This window comes from Streptomyces sp. NPDC002130, from assembly GCF_040296465.1.
Lineage (GTDB): Bacteria > Actinomycetota > Actinomycetes > Streptomycetales > Streptomycetaceae > Streptomyces.
Genome location: NZ_JBEOXI010000060.1, coordinates 1 through 23,813, shown reverse-complemented (window position 1 = coordinate 23,813; position 23,813 = coordinate 1). Strand labels below are relative to the sequence as shown.

The following is a 23,813-nucleotide window of genomic DNA, read 5'->3' as shown; positions in this document are numbered from 1 at the left end:
CGGGGGAAACGGAACATGAGCCAGGACGGCGCACAGGGCCAGTACGCGGGGCGGGCGCTCGCCGGTGGCCGCTATCAGCTGCGTGACCTCCTCGGCCAGGGCGGCATGGCCTCGGTGCACCTCGCGTACGACAGCGTGCTCGACCGGCAGGTCGCCATCAAGACACTTCACACGGATCTCGGACGGGAACAGGCCTTCCGCGAGCGGTTCCGCCGTGAGGCCCAGTCCGTGGCCAAGCTCACGCACACCAACATCGTGTCGGTCTTCGACACCGGCGAGGACACCCTCGACGGCATGACGACGCCGTACATCGTCATGGAGTACGTCGAGGGCCGCCCGCTCGGCTCGGTCCTCGACGAGGACGTGCGGCAGCAGGGCGCGATGCCCGCCGACAAGGCGCTGAAGATCACCGCGGACGTGCTGGCCGCGCTGGAGATCAGCCACGAGATGGGCCTGGTCCACCGCGACATCAAGCCGGGCAACGTGATGATGACCAAGCGCGCCGTGGTCAAGGTCATGGACTTCGGCATCGCCCGCGCCATGCAGTCCGGCGTGACGTCGATGACGCAGACCGGCATGGTCGTCGGCACCCCGCAGTACCTCTCGCCGGAGCAGGCCCTCGGCCGCGGTGTGGACGCCCGCTCCGACCTGTACTCGGTCGGCATCATGCTGTTCCAACTGGTGACCGGGCGGCTGCCGTTCGAAGCGGACTCGCCGCTGGCCATCGCGTACGCGCACGTGCAGGAGGAGCCGCCGGTTCCGTCCTCGGTCAACCGCTCCCTGCCCCCGGCCGTGGACGCGCTGATCGCCCGCGCGCTCAAGAAGAACCCGAACGAGCGCTTCCCCAGCGCCGAGGCCATGCGCGACGAGTGCCTGCGGGTGGCCGCGTCCTTCCAGGCCGCGCCGCCGAGCATCGTCCCGGGCACTCAGGCTCCCAGCGGCGCGGGCGTCGGCTCTGCCGTGTTCCCGCCGGTCGACCAGGCGACCCCGGCGCCCTCGGGCCAGGTGCAGACGCCGTACCAGCCGACCCCGCCCCCGAACCCCTACGGCACGCCCGCCCCGACGGGGCCGAACCCGGCGTACGGCTATCCGCAGCAGGGCGGCTACCAGACGCCGTCCCCGGCGGCCTACTCCCCGCAGCCCGGCCCGTCGACGCCACCGCCGTACAACCTGTCGCCCCAGACCGCGGTCGCCTCCTCCGGCGGCGGCCGGAACAACAAGCCGGTGATCATCGGCTCGATCATCGTGTCCGTCGTCGCGGTCGGCGGCCTCGTCACCGCGCTGCTGCTGAACGGCGGCAGCGAGGACGACAAGGGCGGCGACAACGGCGCGATCCCCTCGGCGTCGGCGGAGAAGAAGCCCGGCTACCGCGGCCCGGACACCTCGAAGACGATCGACACCGAGGAGTGCACGGAGCCGCGGGAGTCGTACAACGACCCAGACAAGATCCAGATCCCGGACTTCAAGTTCAAGAACATCACGTCGGTCAAGGCCTGTCTGCAGGCGGCCGGCTGGGAACTGAACGAGAAGAAGGTCGACGAGAACACCTACGGCGACGGCACGGTCATGAATCAGTTCCCGTCAGCCGACACCGACGTCGACCCGAAGGACATGCCCGAGATCGAGCTCAGCGTCTCGACGGGCAACCCGCCCTCCTGAGGCCCCCGACGCGTTGAAGGGCCCGGCGGCTTCGCCGGGCCCTTCCTTCTGTCCGTGCGACCTGTGGCCGTCCCAGGTCCTGCGGCCGTCTACAGGTAGGGGCCGCCGGACCGGCCGCCCGGGTGCTGCTCGTCGAGGCCGTCGCCGACTCCCGGCGGGAGGGCGCGGCGCATCTGCTCCAGCTGGGCACGCGCCGCCATCTGCTGGGCGAACAGCGTCGTCTGGATCCCGTGGAAGAGCCCCTCCAGCCACCCGACGAGCTGGGCCTGCGCGATGCGCAGCTCCGAGTCGCTGGGGGTGGTCTCGTCCGTGAAGGGCAGGGAGAGCCGCTCCAGCTCCTCGACCAGCTCGGGCGCCAGACCGTCCTCCAGCTCCTTCACCGAGCTGGCGTGGATGTCCTTGAGCCGGACCCGGCTGGCCTCGTCGAGGGGAGCCGCGCGCACTTCCTCCAGCAGCTGCTTGATCATGCTGCCGATCCGCATGACCTTCGCGGGCTGCTCCACCTGTTCCGTGACCGGGGTCTCGCGGGAGTCCTCGTCTGCGCTGCCGCCACCGAGCGCCATGCCGTCCTGGCCCACGACCAGGATCTGCGGGTTCTCCGGCGACCTTTCGTTCCTCGGCATCTCCATGTCGCCATTCTGTCGCACGCCTGCACCTCACCTCCGTGGTGCCCCCGGACGAGGCTGATCCACCGCGTTGGAGGAGACGAGTCGGTCACGCTTCGGGTTGCTCCGGCGAGGGCGCTTCCTCCGCGCGGGTGAAACGGAGCAGGCGGGCCTCGCAGTGGTCCAGCCAGCGGACCTCGGCCTCGTCCTGGAAGACGAGCTGCTCGAGGACGAGCAGCCGGGCCAGCTCCCCGGGGTGCTCCGGCGCCCGGGCCAGGGCCTCGGCACGCCGGCGCACATGCTCGTGCAGTGCCCGCGCCACGTGCCGCCGCTGGGCCTCGACGACCTCCCGCACGTCGACGCCGTCCGCGCCGAGCGCCATCACCAGCTTGATCGCCAGCTCGTCGCGCGGCGGGCCGGCCCGTTCCACGGGGCGGTCGTACCAGGAGCGCAGTTCGGCCCGGCCGGCCTCGGTGAGCGCGTACAGCGTCCGTCCGGCCGTGTCGACGTCGTCCTGGGCGACCATTCCGTCCCGTTGCAGTCGGCCCAGCGTCGTGTAGACCTGCCCGATGTTCAGCGGCCAGGTCCCGCCGGTGCGGGCCTCGAAGTCGGTGCGCAGGCGGGAGCCGTAGCGGGGGCCGGCCGCCAGCAGGGCCAGCAGCCCGTGACGTATCGACATAACCGGATTGTCCAGCGATTCCGTCCGTCGGCCGAACCCGGAGTGCCGGGAGTGCGGGGCGATGTGAGGCTGATTGCCACAATATGACCGAACTTGCCGTTTCTGCCCTACCGGGCACGGCGGGAGGGAGTCACCCCCGTGACTCCATGGCTACGCGCGCTGCGGGCGACGGGACTGGTGCTCGCCCTGGGGTCCGGCGCGGCCGTCTCACCCTTCGGATCCGTCCCGTCCCACGGGGCTGTCCGCACGTACGACGAGGAGGCGGACCCGTCGGACTCGGCGGAGCCGGAGGAGGCGGGGACGGCGGGGTCCGGGACCCTCGCCACACCGTCCCCCGGGCCCGACTCATCGGCCCCGACCGCCCCGCCGTCTCCGTCGTCCCGGCCGACGGCATCGCCCCGGACGGCTTCCTCCTCCCGGTCCGCCCCGTCGCCCCTGGCTGCTCCGTCGGCCCGGGCGGCCTCGTCGGCCGCGGCAGCCGTGGCGCCCCCTTCCGGCGCCGGTGAGCCCTCGCGGGCCGGGAGCAGGGCAGGAGAGGGCCGGGTGCGGCCGGGACGGCCGGAGGAGGCAGGGGAGGGGCCGGGCCTCTCCGACGCCACGGCCCTCCCCGAGGAGCCGCGGGAGACCGACCCGGCGCCCGAGACTCCGTCGGAACAGCCCGTACGAGAGGCCGCGACCGCGGAACGCCCCGTCGGCCAGGTCCTGCGCATCCTGCCCCTGGGCAGTGGCCTGGTCCTGATCGGCCTGGGACTGGCCCTGGCGTTCGTGGCCCTGCGGCTGCGGCGGGTCTAGCGGCGACGGCGGGCGCGGCAGGGCTGTTGCCGGGCCCGCCGTGCGGGTGTGAGGCCTGTGGGTGTCAGGCCTGCCAGTGCCAGGCCCGCGGGTGCCAGGCCTGTGGTGTCAGGCCTGTGGTGTCAGGCCTGTGGGGCGATCAGCAGCACCTTTCCGATGTGGCCGCTCTCCTCCACCACCCGGTGCGCGGCGGCGGCGTCCCGCATCGGGAGTTCGCGGTCGACGACCGGGCGCAGATGGCCACCCGTGAGCAGGGGCCAGACGTGTTCGCGTACGGCCGCGACGATGGCGGCCTTCTCCTCCCGGGGCCGGGCCCGCAGGGACGTCGCGCTGATGGCGGCGCGCTTGGCCAGCAGGGCGCCGATGTTCAGCTCGCCCTTCACCCCGCCCTGCATGCCGATGATCGCGAGGCGGCCGTTGACGGCGAGGGCCTTGACGTTGCGCTCCAGGTACTTGGCGCCCATGTTGTCGAGGATGACATCGGCACCGGCCCCGTCCGTCGCCTTCCTGACCTCGTCGACGAAGTCCTGCTCGCGGTAGTTGACCAGGATGTCGGCGCCCAGCTCGGTGCACCGCTGGAGCTTCTCCTCCGTACCGGCCGTCACGGCCACCCGCGCGCCGACGGCCTTGGCCAGCTGGATGGCCATCGTGCCGATGCCGCTGGAGCCGCCGTGCACGAGGAGCGTCTCGCCGGGCCGCAGATGGGCGATCATGAAGACGTTCGACCAGACGGTGCAGGCCACCTCGGGCAGCGCAGCGGCCTGCGTCAGGCCGACGCCCTCGGGAACGGGCAGCAGCTGCCCGGCCGGGACGGCCACCTTCTCGGCGTAGCCGCCGCCGGAGAGCAGTGCGCAGACCTCGTCGCCGACGTTCCAGCCGGAGACGCCGGTGCCGATCGCGGCGATCCGCCCGGAGCACTCCAGGCCGGGGTAGGGGGACGCGCCGGGCGGCGGTTCGTAGAAGCCCTGCCGCTGCAGGATGTCGGCCCGGTTGACGGCGCCGGCCGCCACCTCGACCAAGACCTCGCCCTCGCCGGGCACGGGGTCCGGGACCTCGTCCCAGACCAGCGCCTCGGGCCCACCAGGTTCGGGAATCGTGATCGCATGCATGCAAGGGACCGTACCCGTAGGTCCCCGGACCGAGTCCGCTCCGTCCCGAGGTCCTCCCCGCCTACGCCCTTGGACCGGTTCCGGCGAAAACCCGTGTGCGTCACCGATGAGTTTGCGCGACGGTAAAGGTCTCTCCATGCGTAGCCCAAGCACGCGGAAGGACCCGAAGCATGAGCACGCAGATGTCCGGCCTGGCGATCGAGACCGCGGGCCTGGTGAAAACGTTCGGCGAGACGAGAGCCGTCGACGGCGTCGACCTGTCCGTGCCCGCGGGCACGGTCTACGGCGTCCTCGGCCCGAACGGCGCCGGCAAGACCACCACCGTGAAGATGCTCGCCACACTCCTTCGGCCGGACGGCGGTGAAGCGCATGTCTTCGGTCACGACATCGTCCGCGAGGCGGACGAGGTACGCGGCCGGGTGAGCCTCACCGGCCAGTACGCGTCGGTGGACGAGGACCTCACCGGCACTGAGAACCTGGTCCTGCTGGGCCGGCTGCTCGGCCACCACAAGAAGGCCGCCCGCGAGCGCGCCGCCCAGCTCCTGGAGGCCTTCGGGCTCACGGACGCGGCCGCGAAGCAGGTCAAGCACTACTCCGGCGGCATGCGGCGCCGCATCGACATCGCCGCGTCCATCCTCAACACCCCCGACCTGCTGTTCCTCGACGAGCCGACCACCGGCCTGGACCCGCGCAGCCGCAACCAGGTCTGGGACATCGTGCGGGCCGTCGTCGCCCAGGGCACCACCGTGCTGCTGACCACGCAGTACCTGGACGAGGCCGACCAGCTGGCGTCCCGGATCGCCGTCATCGACCGGGGCAAGGTGATCGCCGAGGGCACCAAGGGCGAGCTGAAGTCGTCCGTCGGCGCCGGGTCCGTCCATCTGCGCCTCCGAGATCCCGACCAGCGCGATCTCGCGGCCGACCTGCTGCGCCGCGCCCTCGACGCGCAGGTGCAGCCGGAGCCCGACCCCGTGGCCCTCACCGCCCGCCTCAGTACGGCGGCGAGTGACGACTCCGCGGCCGAGCAGTCCGCCCGCGCGTTGAGCGAGCTGGCCCGCGCCGGGATCACCGTCGACAACTTCTCGCTGGGCCAGCCCAGCCTGGACGAGGTCTTCCTCGCCCTCACCGGGCACGACACGCACGACTCCGCCCAGCACTCCGACGACCCGAAGGACGAGGTGGCGGCATGAGCACCGCGACGACCACCGAGAGCAAAGAGCTCGCCCCGGTCAGCACCGAGTCCCTCGCCGCGCTGCTCGTCTCCAAGGAGCGGCCGCCGCGGCCCAGCGCGTGGTCGGCCTCGATGACCTTCGGCTGGCGGGCGATCCTCAAGATCAAGCACGTGCCGGAGCAGCTCTTCGACGTCACGGCGTTCCCGATCATGATGGTGCTGATGTACACGTACCTGTTCGGCGGGGCGCTGGCCGGCTCGCCGAAGGAGTACATCCAGTTCCTGCTGCCGGGCATCCTCGTGATGTCGGTCGTGATGATCACGATGTACACCGGTGTCTCCGTGAACACCGACATCGAGAAGGGCGTCTTCGACCGGTTCCGCAGCCTGCCGATCTGGCGGCCGTCGACGATGGTCGGCTATCTGCTCGGTGACGCCCTGCGGTACACGATCGCGTCGGTCGTGATGCTCACCGTCGGCATGATCCTCGGCTACCGGCCGGACGGCGGGGTCGCCGGTGTGCTCGCCGGGATCGCGCTCCTGGTGGCCTTCTCGTTCGCCTTCTCGTGGATCTGGACGATGTTCGGGCTGATGCTGCGCACCGAGAAGTCGGTGATGGGCGTCAGCATGATGGTGATCTTCCCGCTCACGTTCCTGTCCAACGTGTTCGTGGATCCGAAGACCATGCCGGGCTGGCTGCAGGCGTTCGTGAACAACAGCCCCATCACCCATCTGGCGTCGGCGGTGCGCGGTCTGATGGGCGGCGACTGGCCGGCCGACGAGGTCGCCTGGTCGCTGGGCTGGGCGGCCCTGTTCGTGCTGGTCTTCGGGCCGGTCACGATGCGGCTGTACAACCGCAAGTAGCCCTCACGGCCCGGGCTTTCGGCCGGCCGTCGCGCACCGGACGGGTGCGGGGCGGCCGGCCGTCGTGCACCGGGCGGATGCGGGGCCGCCGGCCGGCCGCTCTGTCCGTCAGTTGTTGCGGGGCATCGGGGGCATCGGGCGGATGTCCGGCGCGACCTGGGTGGCCGGGGTCTTCCGCACGATCGTGATGAGGCGGTCGGTCAACTCCAGCCGTCCGACGGACGGATCGTCGTAGCCGAGGACCCGGTGACCGCGTATGACGCTCACCACCAGGTCGGCGACCTCCCGCGGCGTCTTGCCCACCTCGGCCTTCACCACCGGTCGTTCGACGATGTCGAGCCCGCTGCCCTGCTGGATGAGGTCCTCCATCACCATGCCGGCGGAGGGGCTGAGCACGGACAGGCCGAGCAGCCGGCCGGCGGCACTGGCGCTGGTGACGACCGCGTCGGCGCCCGACTGCTTGAGCAGCGGGGCGTTCTCCTCTTCCCGCACCGTGGCCACGATCTTCGCCCCGCGGTTGAGCTGGCGGGCCGTCAGCGCCACCAGGACCGCGGTGTCGTCGCGCTGGGTCGCGATGATGATCTGGCGCGCCTTGTGCACCTCGGCCTGCTGCAGCACCTCGCTGCGGGTCGCGTCCCCGACGATGCCCGCGTAGCCCTCGGCGGTCGCGGCGTCGACCACCTTGGAACTGGGGTCGACCACGACGACCTGCTCCTTCTTCAGACCCGTCGCGCAAACGGTCCGGATCGCCGACCTGCCCTTCGTGCCAAAGCCGATGACGACGGTGTGATCGCGCAACGTGGACCTCCAGCGGGTCAGTCGCCATTCCTCCCGGGTGCGTTCGGTGAGGGCTTCGAGGGTGGTGCCGACCAGGATGATCAGGAACAGCACCCGCAGGGGCGTGATGACGAGGATGTTGGTGAGCCGCGCGCTTTCGCTCGCCGGGGTGATGTCACCGTAGCCGGTGGTCGAGAGCGTGACGGTCGCGTAGTAGAACGCGTCGAGGAGGCTGATGCCGCCGCCCGCGTTGTCGTTGTAGCCGTCGCGGTCGGCGTAGACGATCAGCGCGGTCAGCACGAGGACGAACAGCGCCATGGAGAGCCGCTTGGCGACCTGGCGGATCGGGTGCTCCACCACTTTCCTCGGGAGTCTCACCCGATAGGTCACCAGATGTTCGTCGGCCTGGCGGGCGATCGCGTCCTGGCCCGGAAGTTTCACGTGAAACACACCCCGATTCCTCCGGACGCCCAGGGCAGGTCGAGCAGTTCCGCCTCCTGCCCGGGACGTGCGCCGCCCGGCGGCACCACGGCCAGCGCGTCGGCCGCCGCGATGCCGCGCAGCATGGCGGGGCCGTTGTAGTGCAGCGGCACGGCCTCGTCGCCGCGCAGGACGACCGGGACGAGCCGGGTGTCGTGCGGGTGCCCGTGCACGGCGTCCCGGAGCGGCATCGTGTACGGCTCGGGGGCCGGGCGCGCCGCGAGGGTCCGCAGCAGGGGCTCGGCGAGCGTCAGCAGGCCGGAGACGGCGGCGAGGGGGTTGCCCGGCAGGCCCACGAGGTGCTGGGTCTGCGTGATGCGGGCCAGCAGCATGGGGTGGCCCGGGCGCACTTTGACGCCGTCCACGAGGAGTTCGGCGCCGATCCGGCGCAGCGTGGGGTGCACGTGGTCGACGGGGCCCGCCGCGGTGCCGCCGGTGGTCAGGATGACGTCGGCCCCGGACGCGGTGATGGCCTCGTGCAGGGCGTCGGCGTCGTCACGGATGCGCCGGACGGCGGTGACCTCGGCGCCGAGCGCCCGCAGCCAGGGCGGCAGCATCGGGCCGAGCGCGTCCCGGATCAGACCGTCGTGCGGCAGGCCCTGGGTGAGCAACTCGTCACCCAGGACCAGGACTTCGGCGCGGGCGCGGGGGACTGCGGTGACGGTGTCGTATCCGGCCGCCGCCGCCAGCCCGAGGACGGCCGGTGTGACGAGCGTGCCGACGGCGAGGAGCTGGTCGCCGGTACGGCATTCCTGGCCGCGCGGGCGGATGTCCTGGCCGGGGACGACGTCCCTGGTCGCGTACAGGCGGCCCTTGTCGTCGGTGCGGCCGTGCTCGCTGCGCAGGACCGCGGTGGTGTCCGGGGGGATGCGGGCGCCGGTGGCGATCCGGACGGCCTCGCCGTCGGTGAGGGACCCGGGCGCGGCATGCCCGGCGAGGACGCCCTCGTCCCGTACGTGCCAGGGGGCGGGCCCGCACACCGCCCAGCCGTCCATCGCGGAGGTGTCGAAGGAGGGGAGGTCGGTGAGGGCGTCGAGCGGGGCCGCGAGGGTCAGGCCGAGGGCGGTGTCGAGGGGTGCGGAGACGGGGGCGCGACGGGCGGCCCGGGCGGCGTCGCGGCCGGCGCGCTCGGCCAGGGCCCGGGCCTCCGGCCAGGGGGTGGCGCGGTGTCGGGTGTCGGGCCGGTCGGCGGGATCCGGCTGGTGGGAGGTGCGGGCGCTGTCCGTCTCGCCTCGCGCCGCGGGGTCGGGCAGGTGGTTGCCGTTGCTGTTCCTCACGAGGGCGAGAACCTCCTCGACGTCGAGGTCCTCGGCGTCCTCACCGGCACGGGCGCCGTGCGGGGTCATCCGGCGTCCGGGCGGGTGTCGGGCGTGGCGTCGGGGGCCACGTCGCCCCGCGGGGGCTGCGAGCCGTCCGCGGCCACATCGCCCTGCGGCTGCTGCGAGTCGCTGGCGGAGGGCCCGGATTCGGACGTGCTCTCCTGAGCCCAGCGGTCGGCGAGGGCCGCGGCCTTGCGGGCCGCCTCGGCGACCGCCTCGGGGCCTCCGCCCGCCTGCGCGGCCGCGTAGCCGACGAGGAAGGTGGTCAGCGGCGCCGCGGGCCGGGCCACCCCGTGGGCGGCGTCGCGGGCGAGGTCGAGCAGGCCGCGGGTGTCGACATCGAGGTCGATCCCCAGTTCGTCCTTGACGGCGGAAATCCATTCATCCAACACGTGCCCATGCTCCCTGATACGTGCCCTGGCGGTGGCGATGTCGTCCCAGGTGTCGCAGTCGAAGGACGCGACGGGGTCGGAGATGCGGGTGAGGTCCAACTCGGCGGTGAGGCGCCGCAGGGGGAGACCGGCGAGAGCGCCGTGCCGGTCGGCGAGGAGCGCGAGCTCCTCGCGCAGCCGCGGCGCGCGGTAGGCGGCCACGAGCGGCTGGTCACGGCCTCCGGGGTCGGTCAGCAGCACACCGTCGGAGCCGCCGGCCCGCAGTGCACTCAGCAGGCGGCCGACGGTCGTCTCCTGAAGGAACGGCAGGTCGGCGGAGAGCACGGCGACGTGCTCGGCCGTGGTGTGGCGGAGCCCGGCGTCGAGCGCGGCGAGCGGTCCGCCGCCGGGCGGGTCCTCGCGGGCCCAGGTCACGGGCCGTGCGGTCGGCCGGGGTGCGGCGACCACGACGGTGGTGCGAGCGGTGGCGCAGGCCGCGAGCACCCGGTCGAGCAGGGGCCGTCCGCCCACCCGCACGCCGGGTTTGTCCGTGCCGCCCAGGCGCCGGGCGGCACCGCCGGCGAGTACGACGGCGTCGTACCGGGCGGGGCCGGTGGCGGCGCCGGGTTCACCGGGGGACTCGTAGGCGGTCACCCCCCGAGTATGCGTGCCCCCGCGATCACACGGAACGCGGGGGAAGCGACGCGATCACGAACACCGGCTCGGAGGCGGAACAGGAATCACAGCGTCCGCAGCAGCACCGCCGGCTGTTCCACGCAGTCCGCGACGTACCGCAGGAAGCCGCCCGCCACGCCCCCGTCGCACACCCGGTGGTCGAAGGTGAGCGAGAGCTGGACGACCTGCCGCACCGCCAGCTCGCCCTCGTGCACCCAGGGTTTGGGGACGATGCGGCCGACGCCGAGCATGGCGGCCTCGGGGTGGTTGATGATCGGGGTGGAGCCGTCGACGCCGAAGACCCCGTAGTTGTTCAGCGTGAAGGTCCCGCCGGTGAGTTCGCCCGGCGTCAGCGTCCCCGTCCGGCCCGCCTCGGTCAGCCGGGCGAACTCGGCGGTCAGCGCCTCGGCGTCGCGTGCGTGCGCGTCCCGTACGACCGGGACGACCAGGCCCCGGTCGGTCTGCGCCGCGAACCCCAGGTGCACATGGTCGAACCGGACGACCTCCCTGGCCTCCGCGTCGACCGTGGAGTTGAGCTCGGGGAAGCGCGCGAGGGCCGCGGTGCAGATACGGGCCAGCAGGGCCAGGAGGGAGATCTTCGGCCCGCCGGCCGTGTTCATGGCCGCGCGCGCCCGCATGAGCTCCGTGGCGTCCGCGTCCACCCAGCAGGTGGCGTCGGGGATCTCGCGGCGACTGCGCGCCAGCTTGTCGGCGACGGCGCCCCGGATGCCCTTGAGCGGGGTGCGGATCTCGCCGGGGGCCGCTGCCGCCGAGGGCCGGGACGTGAGGGCCGGGCTCGCTGCCTGTGGCACGGGCGGGTGCGGCTCGGCCGCCGGTGCCGCCGTGGTGCCCCGGCCCGCGGCGCGCAGGGCGTACTCGACGTCCGCCCGCAGGATCAGCCCGTCGGGGCCGGACCCGGTCAGTTCCCGCAGGTCCAGGCCGTTCTGCCGGGCCAGTCGGCGCACCAGGGGTGAGATCACGGGGACCGGGCGGTCGTCCGGGCCGGGGCCGCCGGCCTGCCCGTTCACGGTCGTCACGGGGCCACCGGGCTGCGCCTGCGCGTCGGCCGGGGACGCGGCGGCGTCCGCCCGCCCGTTCAGCGGCCCGGTGGCACCGGCTCGACCGGCTGTCGCGGACGCGCCGGACAACGGCCGCTCCTGCCGTACCCGGCGGCGCCGCGCGGGTGCGTCGGAGGTGCCATAGCCGACCAGGACGTTGCCCGACCCCTCGGAGCCGGTGTCGTCGGCGCCGGAAGTGGGCCGCTCCCCCACGGCCACCGTGATCAGCGGTGCACCGACGGGCAGTTCCGTGCCCTCCTCGCCAAAGCGGGCCGTGACGACCCCGCCGTAGGGGCACGGCACCTCGACCATCGCCTTGGCCGTCTCGACCTCGACGACCGGCTGGTCGATCGCGACGACGTCGCCGACCTCGACCAGCCAGCGCACGATCTCCGCCTCGGTGAGCCCCTCACCGAGGTCGGGCAGCTTGAACTCGAGCACCTGTGCCATCAGCTCTCGGCCTCCCACTGCAGACGCCCCACGGCGTCCAGGATCCGGTCCACACCGGGCAGGTGGTGGCGTTCCAGCATCGGCGGCGGATACGGGACGTCGAACCCGGCCACCCGCAGCACCGGCGCCTCCAGATGGTGGAAGCAGCGCTCCGTGACCCGGGCCGCGATCTCCCCGCCCGGGCCGCCGAAGGAACCCGACTCGTGGACGACGACCGCACGGCCCGTCCGCCGCACCGAGGCGCACACCGTCTCGTCGTCGAACGGCACCAGGGAGCGCAGGTCGACGACTTCGAGGTCCCATCCCTCGGCCCGGGCCGCCTCGGCGGCCTCCATGCAGACCGGCACGGACGGCCCGTACGTGATGAGCGTGGCGCTGCGGCCCGGGCGCCGCACCACGGCGCGGCCGATCGGCTCGACGGGCGCCGGCCCCTCCGGGTTCCAGGAGTCCTTCGACCAGTACAGCCGCTTCGGCTCCAGGACGACGACCGGGTCGTCGGAGGCGATGGCGGCGCGCAGCAGCCCGTAGGCGTCGGCGACCGTGGCGGGCGTGACGACATGGAGCCCCGGAGTCGCCATGTAGTACGCCTCGGAGGAGTCACTGTGGTGCTCGACGCCGCCGATGCCGCCGCCGTAGGGGACGCGGATGGTGATCGGCAGGGGCATCCTGCCGCGGGTGCGGTTGCGCATCCGGGCCACGTGCGAGATGAGCTGCTCGAACGCCGGGTAGGCGAACGCGTCGAACTGCATCTCCACGACCGGCCGGAGCCCGTACATGGCCATGCCGACCGCGGTGCCGAGGATGCCGGCCTCGGCGAGCGGGGTGTCCGTGCAGCGGTCCTCGCCGAACTCCTTGGCGAGTCCGTCGGTGACGCGGAAGACGCCGCCGAGGGTGCCGACGTCCTCGCCCATGACGTGCACGGCGGGGTCGGCGGCCATGGCGTCGCGCAGCGCGCGCGTGAGGGCCTGCGCCATGGTGGCCGGCTTGACGGCGACGGTGGTCATCGGTGCGTGCCCTCCTCCGGAGCGGTGTCGGCCTCGGCCTCCAGCTCGGCCCGCAGCTGGGCCTGCTGCTCGCGCAGTTGCCCGGTGGGCTCGGCGTAGACGTGGGCGAACAGGTCCATCGGGTCGAGCACCGGGTCCTGGTTCATGTGCTGGCGCAGGGCCGCGGCCATGGTCTCGGCGTCCTGGCGGGCCGCCTCGATGCCGGCCTCGTCGAGCAGGCCGCGCCCGGTCAGCTCGCGCTCCAGCAGCCGGATCGGGTCGTGCTCGCGCCAGGCTTCGACCTCGGCGTCGCCGCGGTAGCGGGTCGCGTCGTCGGCGTTGGTGTGGGCGTCGACGCGGTAGGTGATCGCCTCGACTAGGGTGGGGCCGCCGCCCGCGCGGGCGTGGCGTACGGCGTCGGAGAGGACCTCGTGCACGGCCGCGGCGTCGTTGCCGTCGACCAGGCGGCCGGGCATGCCGTAGCCGACGGCCTTGTGGGCCAGCGACGGGGCCGCGGTCTGCTTGGCGAGCGGGACGGAGATCGCGAAGCCGTTGTTCTGCACGAAGAAGACGACCGGGGCCTGCCAGACGGCGGCGAAGTTCAGCGCCTCGTGGAAGTCGCCCTCGCTGGTGCCGCCGTCGCCGACCATGGCCAGCGCGACCACGTCGTCGCCCTTGAGGCGGGCGGCGTGCGCGAGGCCGACGGCGTGCGGCAGCTGGGTGGCGAGCGGGGTGCACAGGGGGGCGACCCGGTGCTCGTAGGGGTCGTAGCCGGTGTGCCAGTCACCGCGCAGCAGGGTGAGCGCCTCGACGGGGTTCACGCCCCGGGCCACCACGGCGAGCGTGTCGCGGTAGCTCGGGAAGAGCCAGTCGCGCTCCTCCAGGACCATGGCGGCGGCGACCTCACAGGCCTCCTGGCCGGTGGTGGAGGGGTAGACCGCGAGACGGCCTTGCTTGGTGAGGGCGGTGGCCTGCGCGTTGTAGCGACGGCCCTTCACCAGCTGCGCGTACAGCGTCCTCAGCAGCTCGGGGTCGGCCTTCGTGGCCGCCTCGGTGCCGAGGACGCGGTACGGCTCGGCGTCGGGCAGCAGCGGCGCGGGATCCGTCCGGGGCTGCCAGGCGGGCGGCGGGGTGGGCTTGTACGCGCCCCGCTGCTCCATGACCGTCATGACGGCACCTCCTCGTGGGAGCGGCTCGAAGAGGCGCGTCGGCTGTGACCCGCCTCACCTACCGATTGTTCGGTCGACGGCACAATTTGGCTATGGGTGGCCTCAGGCTGTGGACAAACGGTTCTCCACAGCCTGAGATGGACGCAGTACGTCCATGGCGGGGAGGTCGGCGCAGGTGGCATCTGAACAAATGGCCGAAGGACAGGGCGACAGCGGCGTGCTGCCGCCGCCGCGACCCCTGGACGCCATAGATCAGGACATCCTGCGCATGCTCCAGGCGGACGGCCGCGCTTCGATACGGTCGGTCGCCGAGCGCGTCCACGTCTCCCGGGCGAACGCCTACGCCCGCATCAACCGGCTCGTCGAGGACGGTGTCATCCGTGGCTTCGGCGCCCGCGTCAACCACGAGCGGGCAGGTCAGGGAACGTCCGCGTACATCACGCTGAAGATCGTGCAGAACTCCTGGCGCACGGTGCGCGAGGAGCTCAGACAGCTGCCCGGCGCCTCCCACATCGCCCTGGTGGGCGGCGACTTCGACGTGCTGCTGCTGGTCCACGTCTCCGACAACCGGTCCCTGCGCGAGCTGGTGCTGACCCGGCTCCAGGCCATCCCGCAGGTGCTCAGCACGCGCACCCTGCTGGTGTTCGAGGAGGAGGACCTGGAACCGCAGGGATAGCGGCCGGGCCACGCCCGTCAGCTCGCGGCCATCGCGACGCCGAGCAGCACCGCGAACGTCACCGGGAGCAGCGCGCAGCCGAGCCCGGTGCCGGCCGCCGCGATCCGCAGTCCGCGCAGGGACCGGCGGTGCGGCAGCACCCAGGCGAGCGCGAGCAGGCCGGCCGCCCAGTACAGCACGCCCGAGAAGGCGCCGGGGCCGTCCTGGGCGGCGAACCAGCGGTACTCCAGTGCCAGCAGCGGCAGGCCGGGCAGGGTGGCCACGAGCGGGGCCCGCCACCACGTCCGGTGGGCGGCGGGAGAGGGCGGCGCGTCGGTTGCGGGCATGCGCCCCAGCCCATCACCGGGGGACGGCCGGGACATCGTCACGCGTACTCATCCCGCCCGCGTGCGGGTACTCACGCAGGGGTCGCGTCAGGCGGCCTTGCGCAGACCCCCGAAGGCCAGCTGCACCACCGCGTCGGCCACCTCCCGCTCGCTCATGCCGCGCCCGTCCGGCCGGTACCACTCGACGATCGAGTTGATCATGCCGAAGACCAGCCGGGTCACCAGCCGGACCTCTATGTCGGCGCGCACGTCCCCGTCCGCGGCGGCCGCCTTGAGCAGGTCGGCGACCCGGTGGTCGAAGTCGCGGCGCCGCTCCAGGGCCCGCCGCTCGGTGTCGGTGTTGCCGCGCACCCGCAGCAGCAGGGTCACGTAGGGCAGCTCGGTGATCAGCACCTCGACCATGCGCCGGACGACGTACTCCAGACGGTCCGAGGCGCGTCCCACGCGCGCGTGCTCCTCGTCGAGGATCCCGAAGAGCCCGTCCAGGGCCCGGTTCACGGCCCGGCGCAGCAGCTCCTCCTTGCCGGTCACGTGGTGGTAGATCGACGACTTGGAGATGCCGGCCGCCTTGGAGAGGTGCTCCATGGAGGTGCCGTCGTAGCCACGCTCGTTGAACACCCGGACGGCGACGGACAGCAGCGTGTCCGGGGTGTAGGTGTCGCGCTTGGCGGTGGTCATGAGGCGGTGCCCTCCCGCTTGTCTGAGGCGTGGGCGTGGCGGTACAGCGCGAGGGAGGGCGCGTAGCGCCCCGAGGGGTCGCGCAGGTGGAGGTCGTCCAGGAGCGCGTAGGCCCAGGAGCGGCCGAGCCGGCGGCTCCACTCGAAGGGGCCCAGGGGGTAGTTGACGCCGAGGCGCATCGCGGTGTCGATGTCCTCTTCGGTGGCGACGCCCTTGGCGACGGCGTCGTGCGCCAGGTCGATGATCCGCGCCACCGTGCGGGCGACGATCATGCCCGGCACGTCGCCGACGACACTGACCTGCTTGCCGAGCGCCTGGAAGAGGCCGATGGCCTCGGCGAGGGTCTGCGGGGAGGTGTCCTGGGAGGCGGACAGGGCGATCCGGGTGGCCTTGCGGTAGTCGAGCGCGAGGTCGAAGTAGACGACGTCGCGGAACTCCACGGAGGTCTGCCCGTCGGCCAGGGCCAGCTGCCCGCCGCTCGGCAGCACCAGGCGGCTGCCGCTGTCCTCGTCCTCGTCGCGGACCGGGATGCCCGCCTCGCGGATCAGCGCGAGCAGCTCGGCGGCCGGGCCCAGATCGCCCTCGGCGACGACGTACGCGGGCGGCTGCCGCTCGTCGGCGGTGTCCGGTTCGGGGCGCTCGGCGCCGTCACCGTGGTCGTACCAGCCGTGGCCGGTCTTGCGGCCCAGCCTGCCCGACTCGACCAGGCGCCGTTGGGCGAGGGACGGCGTGAAGCGCACGTCCTGGAAGAAGGACTCCCAGACCGAGCGCGTGACCGACTCGTTGACGTCCTGGCCGATCAGGTCGGTCAGCTCGAACGCGCCCATCCGGAAACCGCCCGACTCGCGCAGCACGGCGTCGATGGTGGCCGGGTCGGCACCCTGCGACTCGTACACCGCGAAGGCCTCGGCGTAGAAGGGCCTGGCGATGCGGTTGACGATGAAGCCGGGGGTGTCCGCGCAGGCCACGGGCGTCTTGCCCCAGGCGCGGGCGGTCTCGTACGCGCGCGTGGCGTAGGTGACGTCGGTGGCGAAGCCGGAGACGACCTCGACCAGCGGCAGCAGTGGCGCGGGGTTGAAGAAGTGCAGTCCGACGAACCGGCCGGGAGCGCGCAGGGCGCCGCCGATGGCGGTGACGGACAGCGACGAGGTGTTGGTGGCGAGCAGGCAGTCCTCGGAGACGATGCCCTCCAGCTCGCCGAACAGCGCCTGCTTGGCGTCCAGCCGCTCCAGGACGGCCTCGACGACCAGGGCGCAGTCCGCGAGCTCGGCGAGGTCCTCGGCGGGCAGCAGCCGGGCCCGGGCGGCGTCCCGGTCGGCGCCGGTGAGCCGCTCCTTCTCGACGAGCCGGTCCAGTCGGGCACCGATCGCGGCGGCCGCCTGCCGGGCCCGCCCGGGGACGGTGTCGTACAGCCGTACGGGATGGCCCGCGACCAGCGCGACCTGGGCGATTCCCTGGCCCATGGTGCCGGTGCCGACGACGGCCACGGGGCTGCTGAGGTCGAGTGCTGTCATGTGCGCGATCCTCCCGCACGGGGTTTTCCACAGATGCGGCGGACCCCCTTGAACCGACCGATCGTTCGGTTACTCTAGCTCTGTCCGAGTGTTCCTGCCCAGGTTTCTGCCCAGGTCATGAACTCGACGAGGAGTTCTTGAGACGAGGAGTTGGTCACCCATGACCGCCGCACTCTCGGCGCACGAGCTGATCGCCCGGCACCGGTCCACCCTCGACCAGGCGCTGGAAGCGATCCGCACCCGCGCCTACTGGTCCCCGCACCCCGAGCACCCCAAGGCCTACGGGGAGAACGGCAGCCTGGACGCGGCGGCGGGCAAGGCCGCCTTCGACGCCCTGCTCGGCTCCCGCCTCGACCTCGGCCAGCCGGGCACGGACGACTGGGTGGGCGGTGAGACCTCCCCGTACGGCGTCGACCTGGGCGTGACGTACCCGCACGCGGACCTCGACGTGCTGCTGCCCGCCATGAAGGCCGGACAGCGGGCCTGGCGGGACGCGGGCGCGGAGCAGCGCGCGGTGGTCTGCCTGGAGATCCTCAAGCGCATCAGCGACCGGACGCACGAGTTCGCGCACGCGGTCATGCACACCTCCGGCCAGGCGTTCATGATGGCGTTCCAGGCGGGCGGCCCGCACGCGCAGGACCGCGGCCTGGAGGCGGTGGCCTACGCGTACGTGGAGCAGGTGCGCACGCCCGACAACGCCGAGTGGACCAAGCCGCAGGGCAAGCGCGACCCACTGGCCATGTCCAAGCAGTTCACTCCGGTCCCGCGCGGCATCGCCCTGCTGATCGGCTGCAACACCTTCCCGACGTGGAACGGCTACCCGGGCCTGTTCGCCTCCCTCGCCACCGGCAACGCGGTCCTGGTCAAGCCCCACCCGCGCGCGGTGCTGCCGCTCGCCCTCACCGTGCAGGTCGCCCGCGAGGTGCTCGCGGAGAGCGGCTTCGACCCCAACCTCGTGGCGCTGGCCGCCGAACGCCCCGGCGAGGGCATCGCCAAGACGCTCGCGCTGCGCCCCGAGATCCGCATCATCGACTACACGGGATCGACCGAGTTCGGCGACTGGCTGGAGGCCAACGCCCGCCAGGCGCAGGTCTACACGGAGAAGGCCGGCGTCAACACCGTCGTCGTCCACTCCACGTCCGACTACAAGGGCATGCTCTCCAACCTGGCGTTCTCCCTGTCCCTGTACAGCGGCCAGATGTGCACCACCCCGCAGAACCTCCTCGTCCCCCGCGAGGGCATCACCACGGACCAGGGCCCGAAGTCGTACGACGAGGTCGTCGCTGATCTCGCCCGGTCCGTGGACGGGCTGCTGGGCGACGACGCCCGGGCGAACGCGCTGCTCGGGGCGATCGTCAACCCGGACGTGAAGGCCCGCCTGGAGGCCGCTTCGGGGCTGGGCGAGGTCGCCCTGGCCTCCCGGGAGATCACCAACCCGGACTTCCCGGGGGCCGTCGTCCGTACGCCGGTGATCGTCAAGCTGGACGGGGCCAAGCCGGACGACGAGGCCGCGTACATGAGCGAGTGCTTCGGGCCGGTGTCGTTCGCCGTCGCGGTCGATTCCGCGTCCGATGCGGTGGAGTTGCTGCGGCGGACCGTGCGGGAGAAGGGCGCGATGACCGTCGGGGCGTACACGACCGACCCGGAGGTCGAGCAGGACGTGCAGGAGGCCTGTCTGGAGGAGGCGGCGCAGCTGTCGCTGAACCTCACGGGCGGGGTGTACGTCAACCAGACGGCCGCGTTCTCCGACTTCCACGGGTCGGGCGGCAACCCGGCGGCGAGTGCGGCGCTGTGTGACGGGGCGTTCGTGGCCAACCGGTTCCGGGTGGTCGAGGTGCGCAGGGACGCCTAGGAGCCCGGGGGGTGCGGTGAATGCGCGAGTGCCGGTCGTTCGTGGTTGTTCGCGCAGTTCCCCGCGCCCCTAGAGGGGCGCTCCAGAACCCGCGCTCCAGTGGTACAGGGTCATGGCCACGCTCGTCGCCAGGTTGTAGCTGCTGACCTGGGGGCGCATCGGCAGGGACAGCAGGTGGTCCGCGCGGGCGCGGAGTTCCCTCGACAGGCCCGTGCGCTCGGAGCCGAACGCGAGGACGGCGTCGTCCGGGAGCTTGACGCCCCGGATGTCGTCGCCCTCCGGGTCGAGGGCGAACAGCGGGCTCTGCGGCAGCTCGTCGACGGCCAGCCGCTCCACCGTCGTCGCGAAGTGCAGACCCGCCCCGCCCCGCACGACCGTCGGGTGCCAGGGGTCGAGCGTCCCGGTCGTCACCACGCCCGTGGCGCCGAAGCCGGCGGCCAGGCGGATCACCGCCCCGGCGTTGCCCAGGTTGCGCGGATTGTCGAGGACCACGACCGGGGCCCTGCGCGGCACTGCCGCCAGCTTCGCGAGACCGGCGGAACGGGACGGGCGTACGGCCAGCGCGGCCACGGCGGTGGGGTGCGGGCGCGGCACGAACGACGCGTACGTCGCGTGCGGCACCTCGCTCAGCAGCCCGGCCAGAGCGTCCCGCACGTCCGGGGCCAGCTCGTCGGCGAGGGCGAGGGTGGCCGTCCGGTCGGCGGTGACCGCCACCGGCACCTCCGCGCCGAAACGCAGCGCGTGCTTGAGGGCGTGGAACCCGTCGAGCAGGACGGTGTCACCGGCGAGCCGGTGCCAGGCGGTCACGGGGTCGGTCATGCCCCGAAGCCTACGTGCGCGGTCTCGGGGCTCTCGTGCGCACGCTGCCCGGGGACCGGCGCCCGACCGCCCCGGCGCGGCAGCCGGTCACGCGCGCGTGCCGCCCGGTCGCCCAGGCGGCGCAGGAAGCCCGTCGGCAGGAACACCGCGTCCGCCGCGATCATCGCCAGCGAGAAGAAGGGCAGACCCAGGACCACGGCGATCACGGCGTGCTCGGCCATCATGACCGCCAGCAGGACGTTCTTCACCCGCCGGTTGAACAGCGTGAACGGGAAGGCGACCTGCACCAGGACCGTCCCGTAGGTCACCAGCATCACCATCGTGCCGCTGGTGGACAGCAGATCGGCGAGTGTCGGCCAGGGCGAGAAGTACTCCAGGTGGAGCGGGTAGTAGACCGCGGTGCCGTCCTGCCAGCGGGAGCCCTGGATCTTGTACCAGCCGGCCGTCGCGTAGATCAGGCACGCCTCCGCCATGATCACGAGCAGCGCGCCGTTGTGCACGATGTTCGCGACGACGTCCAGCATGATCCGCGGCTCACCGGTCCGGGCCCGGCGCCCGGCCAGCCACCACAGCCCCTGCACCGCCCACACCGTCCACAGCAGCGCCGGTATCAGCCAGTCGCCCTGCATCCGGCCGACCAGGGTCACCGCGACCAGCACGAACCCGAGCACGCCCCACAGAGCAGGGCCGGTCCGGTCGGTTACCCGCTCGCCCCGCGCGCGGGCCGCCCGCTCCCGCGCGGCCCGCCCGGCGTCCAGCGACCACACCTGGGCGCACCGCGTGAACACCAGGTAGATCGACATCAGGTGCAGCACGTTGTCGCCGCCGTCGCCCATGAAGACGCTGCGGTTCTGCAGCGACAGCACACCCACCATGAACAGCACCGACATGGTGCGGGTGCGCCAGCCCAGCATCAGCAGGGCGCTGGAGAGGACCGCGAGCGCGTAGACGATCTCGAACCAGAGCCCGCCGTCCGACCACATCAGGACGGTGAAGGAGCCGTTGGACCCGACCAGCTGCTGGGCGAGATCCCAGCTCCAGGGACCGTCGGGACCGTACAGCTCGTGCCGGTGGGGGAGTTCGCGGAGCAGGAACAGCAGCCAGGTGGCGCTGAAGCCGATACGGATGACGGCCGTCTGGTAGGGGCCCAGGGCGGCCTCGGTGACGCGGGCTATGGCGCCCGAGACGGCCAGCGAGAGGCGGTTCACCGCACCCCTCCCTCGGCCTCGTCCTGCGGCACCTTCCACCACGGCAGCTCCCGGTAGGACGGCGTCATGGAGACCTTCTCCCGGCTCCACTCGGGCGGCGGCACGTTGCTGGTGCGGGAGCGCACCTGCACCCGTTCGATGACACCGGCCCCCCCGGTCGCGGCTCGCACCGCGTCGTCGTCGTGCAGGCGCAGCACCATGATCCGGCGCAGGTACGCTTCCGAGAGCGCTCCGCGCAGGCCCACCGGGCGGTTCTCGCCGTCGTGCGTCGCGACGAAGAAGTCCCAGGCCCGGCGCAGCTCGTTCTGCTGGGTGTGGCTGGGCAGCAGGTTGCCGTCGATGGCCCGGCCGTCCTCGGCGGACAGGTCGTACCAGCCGGTGGTCGACGTCATGCCGTCCGGCCCGCGGACCCAGGCACGGACCTGGATCGAGATGTTCTGCTGGAGCGGGTTCGGCGCGAAGAGCTTCCAGTTCTGCTCGAACTCCGGATAGATCCAGTCGTCGACGGCCTCGCCGTGCGCCTTGGTGACCGTGTTCGCCGGCGCGACGTGCAGGAACGTCATCCCGAGGTGCACACACACCCCGATGGCGACGACCGCGAGCGCCAGGGCGACACCGACCTGGTAGCGGAGGGAGAGAGCGGCGATGCCGGTGCGGGGTTCACCGGGCAGGTCCACCGGTACGTCCTGCTCGCCGGGCGGGCCCGGACGGTTCGGCGCGTCCGGGCCGTGCCGGGCGTTCGAGCCCTCGTCGTGCGCGTCCATTCCGCCCCGTTCCACGATCCCGGTCCGTCGTTCCGTCCGCCCGGCCGCGAGGGCGTCCCACCGCCCGCGCGGCACTGCGCGGCATCGGCACCGGCACGGTACTCAGGAGACCCACCCGCGCACAGCCCCTGTCCGCCCCTCCCACCGTGGCCGTCGCCACACCGGGGAGGCCGACCGCACGGCGAGTGACACCCTACGGCGCCCGCCCGTACACCCATTCCCTTCTTCTAGAACCTGTTCTATCTTGGCGCCCCGTCAGCTCAACGGGATCGCCGGAAGGACAGGCACCGTGGACTTCACCTTCACCGAGGAGCAGCAGGCGGCGGCCGAGGCGGCGAAGGGCGTGTTCGCCGGGGTCGCCCCCGACGCCGTGCCCAGCCCGGCCCTCACCCCGGGCGCCGTCGCCGAGACGTACGACCGCGCCCTGTGGGCCCGGCTCGCCGACGCCGACCTGCTGAGCCTGCTGCTCGACGCGCGGTACGGCGGGGCCGGCCTGGACGCCATCGCGCTCTGCCTGGTGCTGCGGGAGTCGGCACAGGTACTGGCCAGGGTCCCCCTCCTGGAGAGCAGCGCGGCGGCCGCGGCCGTCCAGGCCTACGGCGGTGAGGAGGCGAAGGCGGACCTGCTCGCCCGGGCCGGCCGGGGCGAGACCGTCCTGACCGTCGCCGCGCACGGCCGCACCGGCCACGACCCGGCCGAACAGTCCGTGACCGCCCGGCAGGACGGCGGGGCCTGGGTGCTGGACGGCGTGCAGACGGCGGTCCCGTGGGCCTACGACGCGGACGTCACGCTCGTCCCCGCACACACCGGCACCGGCCGGACCGTGCTGGCCCTGGTGCCGCGCGGGCACGAGGGGACCCACCTCGCCGAGCAGTTCTCCACCAGCGGCGAGCGGCTCGGCGAGCTGCGGCTGACGTCGGCACGGCTCGCGGCCCGGGACGTGATCGACACCGACGGGGCGTGGGAGTGGCTGCGGGATCTGCTGGCCACCGGGACGTGTGCGCTGGCGCTCGGGCTCGGGGAGCGCGTGCTGCGGATGACCGCGCAGTACACGGGTGAGCGGGAGCAGTTCGGGTTCCCGATCGCGACCTTCCAGGCCGTCGCCGTGCAGGCCGCCGACCGCTACATCGACCTGCGCGCGATGGAGGCCACGCTGTGGCAGGCCGCTTGGCGGATCGCCTCCGGGGCTCCGGGCCCGCTGCCCGCCGCCGGTGACGTGGCCGTCGCCAAGATCTGGGCGGCGGAGGGCGTCCGCCGGGTCGTGCAGACCGCGCAGCATCTGCACGGCGGGTTCGGCGCCGACGTTGACTATCCCCTGCACCGCTACCACGCCTGGGCCAAGCACCTGGAACTCTCACTCGGCCCGGCCGCGGCACACGAGGAGGCCCTGGGCGACCTCCTGGCCGCCCACCCACCGGCCTGATCCACGGGACAGGCCCCGTGGGGGGCGTCCCTAGAGGACGAACCCCTGCTGCCCGTCGTCCGTCACGACGGGACGGCCCGCCGCCTCCCACACCTGCATGCCGCCGTGGACGTTCACGGCGTCGACGCCCTGCTGGGCCAGGTACATCGTGACCTGGGCGGACCGGCCGCCCGAACGGCAGATCACATGGACCCGGCCGTCCTGCGGGGCGGCCTCGGTCAGCTCGCCGTACCGGGCGACGAACTCGCTGATCGGGATGTGCAGCGCCCCTGCGGCGTGGCCGGCCTTCCATTCGTCGTCCTCCCGGACGTCCAGCAGGAAGTCACCGTCCTTGAGGTCCGCGACCGCGACCGTGGGCACACCAGCTCCAAAACTCATGTGTCCGACGCTAC

At 72.8% G+C, this 23,813-nt stretch carries 23 protein-coding genes; 7 read left to right on the top strand and 16 right to left on the bottom strand.

The genetic code is table 11. The annotated features are described in order from the left end of the window. Nucleotides 1–15 precede the first annotated feature (15 nt). Nucleotides 16–1,659 carry a protein kinase domain-containing protein gene (locus tag ABT116_RS14425; protein WP_351632450.1) on the top strand — a complete coding sequence of 548 codons (1,644 nt, stop codon included), beginning with the start codon at nucleotides 16–18 and terminating at the stop codon, nucleotides 1,657–1,659. Nucleotides 1,660–1,748: 89 nt separating this feature from the next. Here ABT116_RS14425 and ABT116_RS14420 read toward each other — a convergent pair whose 3' ends face one another. Then, nucleotides 1,749–2,288, bottom strand: a complete 540-nt coding sequence (locus ABT116_RS14420; protein ID WP_351632447.1) for a bacterial proteasome activator family protein — start codon at nucleotides 2,286–2,288, stop codon at nucleotides 1,749–1,751. 85 nt (nucleotides 2,289–2,373) lie between these two features. Next, nucleotides 2,374–2,943, bottom strand: coding sequence for a PadR family transcriptional regulator (locus tag ABT116_RS14415; RefSeq protein ID WP_351632444.1), 570 nt, complete (start codon nucleotides 2,941–2,943; stop codon nucleotides 2,374–2,376). A gap of 138 nt (nucleotides 2,944–3,081) precedes the next feature. Between ABT116_RS14415 and ABT116_RS14410 the strand changes: the two genes are divergently transcribed. Beyond that, a complete protein-coding gene (locus ABT116_RS14410; protein WP_351632441.1) occupies nucleotides 3,082–3,735 on the top strand; it encodes a hypothetical protein in 654 nt (217 codons plus the stop codon). Between the two features lie 122 nt (nucleotides 3,736–3,857). Here the strand turns inward: ABT116_RS14410 and ABT116_RS14405 are convergent, their stop codons facing one another. Further along, complete coding sequence (locus ABT116_RS14405; RefSeq protein WP_351632437.1) at nucleotides 3,858–4,844, bottom strand: NAD(P)H-quinone oxidoreductase; 987 nt, start codon at nucleotides 4,842–4,844, stop codon at nucleotides 3,858–3,860. Between the two features lie 170 nt (nucleotides 4,845–5,014). Between ABT116_RS14405 and ABT116_RS14400 the strand changes: the two genes are divergently transcribed. Continuing rightward, the gene (locus ABT116_RS14400; protein ID WP_351632434.1) at nucleotides 5,015–6,034 is read left to right on the top strand and encodes an ATP-binding cassette domain-containing protein; all 1,020 of its coding nucleotides are present in this window, start codon (nucleotides 5,015–5,017) and stop codon (nucleotides 6,032–6,034) included. Further along, complete coding sequence (locus ABT116_RS14395) at nucleotides 6,031–6,879, top strand: ABC transporter permease (RefSeq protein WP_351632432.1); 849 nt, start codon at nucleotides 6,031–6,033, stop codon at nucleotides 6,877–6,879. The genes ABT116_RS14400 and ABT116_RS14395 overlap by 4 nt, the downstream gene beginning before the upstream one ends. Before the next feature lie 108 nt (nucleotides 6,880–6,987). Here ABT116_RS14395 and ABT116_RS14390 read toward each other — a convergent pair whose 3' ends face one another. From ABT116_RS14390 to pdhA, 6 genes are all read right to left on the bottom strand, one after another. Continuing rightward, entirely contained in the window at nucleotides 6,988–8,097 is a 1,110-nt protein-coding gene (locus tag ABT116_RS14390) for a potassium channel family protein (RefSeq protein WP_351632429.1), read from the bottom strand. Then, nucleotides 8,094–9,482 (bottom strand): molybdopterin molybdotransferase MoeA, encoded by a 1,389-nt coding sequence (locus ABT116_RS14385; RefSeq protein WP_351632426.1) that lies wholly within the window; start codon nucleotides 9,480–9,482, stop codon nucleotides 8,094–8,096. The genes ABT116_RS14390 and ABT116_RS14385 overlap by 4 nt, the downstream gene beginning before the upstream one ends. Beyond that, nucleotides 9,479–10,480 carry an NTP transferase domain-containing protein gene (locus ABT116_RS14380; protein WP_351632423.1) on the bottom strand — a complete coding sequence of 334 codons (1,002 nt, stop codon included), beginning with the start codon at nucleotides 10,478–10,480 and terminating at the stop codon, nucleotides 9,479–9,481. Before ABT116_RS14380 ends, ABT116_RS14385 begins: the two co-directional genes overlap by 4 nt. Before the next feature lie 86 nt (nucleotides 10,481–10,566). Continuing rightward, nucleotides 10,567–12,009, bottom strand: a complete 1,443-nt coding sequence (locus tag ABT116_RS14375) for a dihydrolipoamide acetyltransferase family protein (protein WP_351632420.1) — start codon at nucleotides 12,007–12,009, stop codon at nucleotides 10,567–10,569. Further along, the gene (locus ABT116_RS14370; protein ID WP_351632417.1) at nucleotides 12,009–13,013 is read right to left on the bottom strand and encodes an alpha-ketoacid dehydrogenase subunit beta; all 1,005 of its coding nucleotides are present in this window, start codon (nucleotides 13,011–13,013) and stop codon (nucleotides 12,009–12,011) included. The genes ABT116_RS14375 and ABT116_RS14370 overlap by 1 nt, the downstream gene beginning before the upstream one ends. Next, entirely contained in the window at nucleotides 13,010–14,161 is a 1,152-nt protein-coding gene (gene pdhA / locus ABT116_RS14365) for a pyruvate dehydrogenase (acetyl-transferring) E1 component subunit alpha (RefSeq protein ID WP_351632414.1), read from the bottom strand. The genes ABT116_RS14370 and pdhA overlap by 4 nt, the downstream gene beginning before the upstream one ends. 190 nt (nucleotides 14,162–14,351) lie before the next feature. Here pdhA and ABT116_RS14360 point away from each other — a divergent pair, with 190 nt between their 5' ends. Further along, the gene (locus tag ABT116_RS14360; RefSeq protein ID WP_351632484.1) at nucleotides 14,352–14,837 is read left to right on the top strand and encodes an Lrp/AsnC family transcriptional regulator; all 486 of its coding nucleotides are present in this window, start codon (nucleotides 14,352–14,354) and stop codon (nucleotides 14,835–14,837) included. 17 nt (nucleotides 14,838–14,854) lie between these two features. On the opposite strand, the gene ABT116_RS14355 is transcribed toward ABT116_RS14360, so the two are convergent. The 3 genes from ABT116_RS14355 to ABT116_RS14345 all read right to left on the bottom strand — a co-directional run bounded on the left by ABT116_RS14355 (nucleotide 14,855) and on the right by ABT116_RS14345 (nucleotide 17,355). Continuing rightward, a complete protein-coding gene (locus ABT116_RS14355; RefSeq protein ID WP_351632411.1) occupies nucleotides 14,855–15,163 on the bottom strand; it encodes a hypothetical protein in 309 nt (102 codons plus the stop codon). An 87-nt stretch (nucleotides 15,164–15,250) separates the two neighbouring features. Beyond that, nucleotides 15,251–15,841, bottom strand: a complete 591-nt coding sequence (locus tag ABT116_RS14350; protein WP_351632408.1) for a TetR/AcrR family transcriptional regulator — start codon at nucleotides 15,839–15,841, stop codon at nucleotides 15,251–15,253. Beyond that, nucleotides 15,838–17,355, bottom strand: coding sequence for a 3-hydroxyacyl-CoA dehydrogenase (locus ABT116_RS14345; protein ID WP_351632405.1), 1,518 nt, complete (start codon nucleotides 17,353–17,355; stop codon nucleotides 15,838–15,840). The genes ABT116_RS14350 and ABT116_RS14345 overlap by 4 nt, the downstream gene beginning before the upstream one ends. A gap of 160 nt (nucleotides 17,356–17,515) precedes the next feature. On the opposite strand from ABT116_RS14345, the gene paaN reads away from it, so the two are divergent. Further along, entirely contained in the window at nucleotides 17,516–19,207 is a 1,692-nt protein-coding gene (paaN, locus tag ABT116_RS14340) for a phenylacetic acid degradation protein PaaN (protein ID WP_351632402.1), read from the top strand. Nucleotides 19,208–19,276: 69 nt separating this feature from the next. Here paaN and ABT116_RS14335 read toward each other — a convergent pair whose 3' ends face one another. From ABT116_RS14335 to ABT116_RS14325, 3 genes are read right to left on the bottom strand one after another with little or no spacing between them, the layout of a single operon-like run. After that, nucleotides 19,277–20,026, bottom strand: coding sequence for a TrmH family RNA methyltransferase (locus ABT116_RS14335; protein WP_351632399.1), 750 nt, complete (start codon nucleotides 20,024–20,026; stop codon nucleotides 19,277–19,279). Then, a complete protein-coding gene (locus ABT116_RS14330; protein WP_351632396.1) occupies nucleotides 20,023–21,234 on the bottom strand; it encodes an HTTM domain-containing protein in 1,212 nt (403 codons plus the stop codon). The genes ABT116_RS14335 and ABT116_RS14330 overlap by 4 nt, the downstream gene beginning before the upstream one ends. After that, a complete protein-coding gene (locus ABT116_RS14325) occupies nucleotides 21,231–21,998 on the bottom strand; it encodes a DUF5819 family protein (protein WP_351632481.1) in 768 nt (255 codons plus the stop codon). The genes ABT116_RS14330 and ABT116_RS14325 overlap by 4 nt, the downstream gene beginning before the upstream one ends. A 289-nt stretch (nucleotides 21,999–22,287) precedes the next feature. Between ABT116_RS14325 and ABT116_RS14320 the strand changes: the two genes are divergently transcribed. Then, nucleotides 22,288–23,421, top strand: coding sequence for an acyl-CoA dehydrogenase family protein (locus ABT116_RS14320; RefSeq protein ID WP_351632393.1), 1,134 nt, complete (start codon nucleotides 22,288–22,290; stop codon nucleotides 23,419–23,421). A gap of 30 nt (nucleotides 23,422–23,451) precedes the next feature. Here the strand turns inward: ABT116_RS14320 and ABT116_RS14315 are convergent, their stop codons facing one another. Continuing rightward, on the bottom strand, nucleotides 23,452–23,781 hold the full coding sequence (locus ABT116_RS14315) for a rhodanese-like domain-containing protein (RefSeq protein WP_351632479.1): 330 nt from the start codon (nucleotides 23,779–23,781) through the stop codon (nucleotides 23,452–23,454). Nucleotides 23,782–23,813 lie beyond the last annotated feature (32 nt).

Excerpts from the sequence above, each read along its gene's own strand:
- paaN (WP_351632402.1), top strand. The coding sequence starts at position 17,516 with ATGACCGCCGCACTCTCGGCGCACGAGCTGATCGCCCGGCACCGGTCC.
- ABT116_RS14405 (WP_351632437.1), bottom strand. The coding sequence starts at position 4,844 with ATGCATGCGATCACGATTCCCGAACCTGGTGGGCCCGAGGCGCTGGTC.
- ABT116_RS14335 (WP_351632399.1), bottom strand. The coding sequence starts at position 20,026 with ATGACCGACCCCGTGACCGCCTGGCACCGGCTCGCCGGTGACACCGTC.
- ABT116_RS14420 (WP_351632447.1), bottom strand. The coding sequence starts at position 2,288 with ATGGAGATGCCGAGGAACGAAAGGTCGCCGGAGAACCCGCAGATCCTG.
- ABT116_RS14345 (WP_351632405.1), bottom strand. The coding sequence starts at position 17,355 with ATGACAGCACTCGACCTCAGCAGCCCCGTGGCCGTCGTCGGCACCGGC.
- ABT116_RS14415 (WP_351632444.1), bottom strand. The coding sequence starts at position 2,943 with ATGTCGATACGTCACGGGCTGCTGGCCCTGCTGGCGGCCGGCCCCCGC.
- pdhA (WP_351632414.1), bottom strand. The coding sequence starts at position 14,161 with ATGACGGTCATGGAGCAGCGGGGCGCGTACAAGCCCACCCCGCCGCCC.
- ABT116_RS14400 (WP_351632434.1), top strand. The coding sequence starts at position 5,015 with ATGAGCACGCAGATGTCCGGCCTGGCGATCGAGACCGCGGGCCTGGTG.
- ABT116_RS14355 (WP_351632411.1), bottom strand. The coding sequence starts at position 15,163 with ATGCCCGCAACCGACGCGCCGCCCTCTCCCGCCGCCCACCGGACGTGG.
- ABT116_RS14375 (WP_351632420.1), bottom strand. The coding sequence starts at position 12,009 with ATGGCACAGGTGCTCGAGTTCAAGCTGCCCGACCTCGGTGAGGGGCTC.
- ABT116_RS14425 (WP_351632450.1), top strand. The coding sequence starts at position 16 with ATGAGCCAGGACGGCGCACAGGGCCAGTACGCGGGGCGGGCGCTCGCC.
- ABT116_RS14385 (WP_351632426.1), bottom strand. The coding sequence starts at position 9,482 with ATGACCCCGCACGGCGCCCGTGCCGGTGAGGACGCCGAGGACCTCGAC.
- ABT116_RS14325 (WP_351632481.1), bottom strand. The coding sequence starts at position 21,998 with ATGGACGCGCACGACGAGGGCTCGAACGCCCGGCACGGCCCGGACGCG.
- ABT116_RS14395 (WP_351632432.1), top strand. The coding sequence starts at position 6,031 with ATGAGCACCGCGACGACCACCGAGAGCAAAGAGCTCGCCCCGGTCAGC.
- ABT116_RS14350 (WP_351632408.1), bottom strand. The coding sequence starts at position 15,841 with ATGACCACCGCCAAGCGCGACACCTACACCCCGGACACGCTGCTGTCC.
- ABT116_RS14360 (WP_351632484.1), top strand. The coding sequence starts at position 14,352 with ATGGCCGAAGGACAGGGCGACAGCGGCGTGCTGCCGCCGCCGCGACCC.
- ABT116_RS14370 (WP_351632417.1), bottom strand. The coding sequence starts at position 13,013 with ATGACCACCGTCGCCGTCAAGCCGGCCACCATGGCGCAGGCCCTCACG.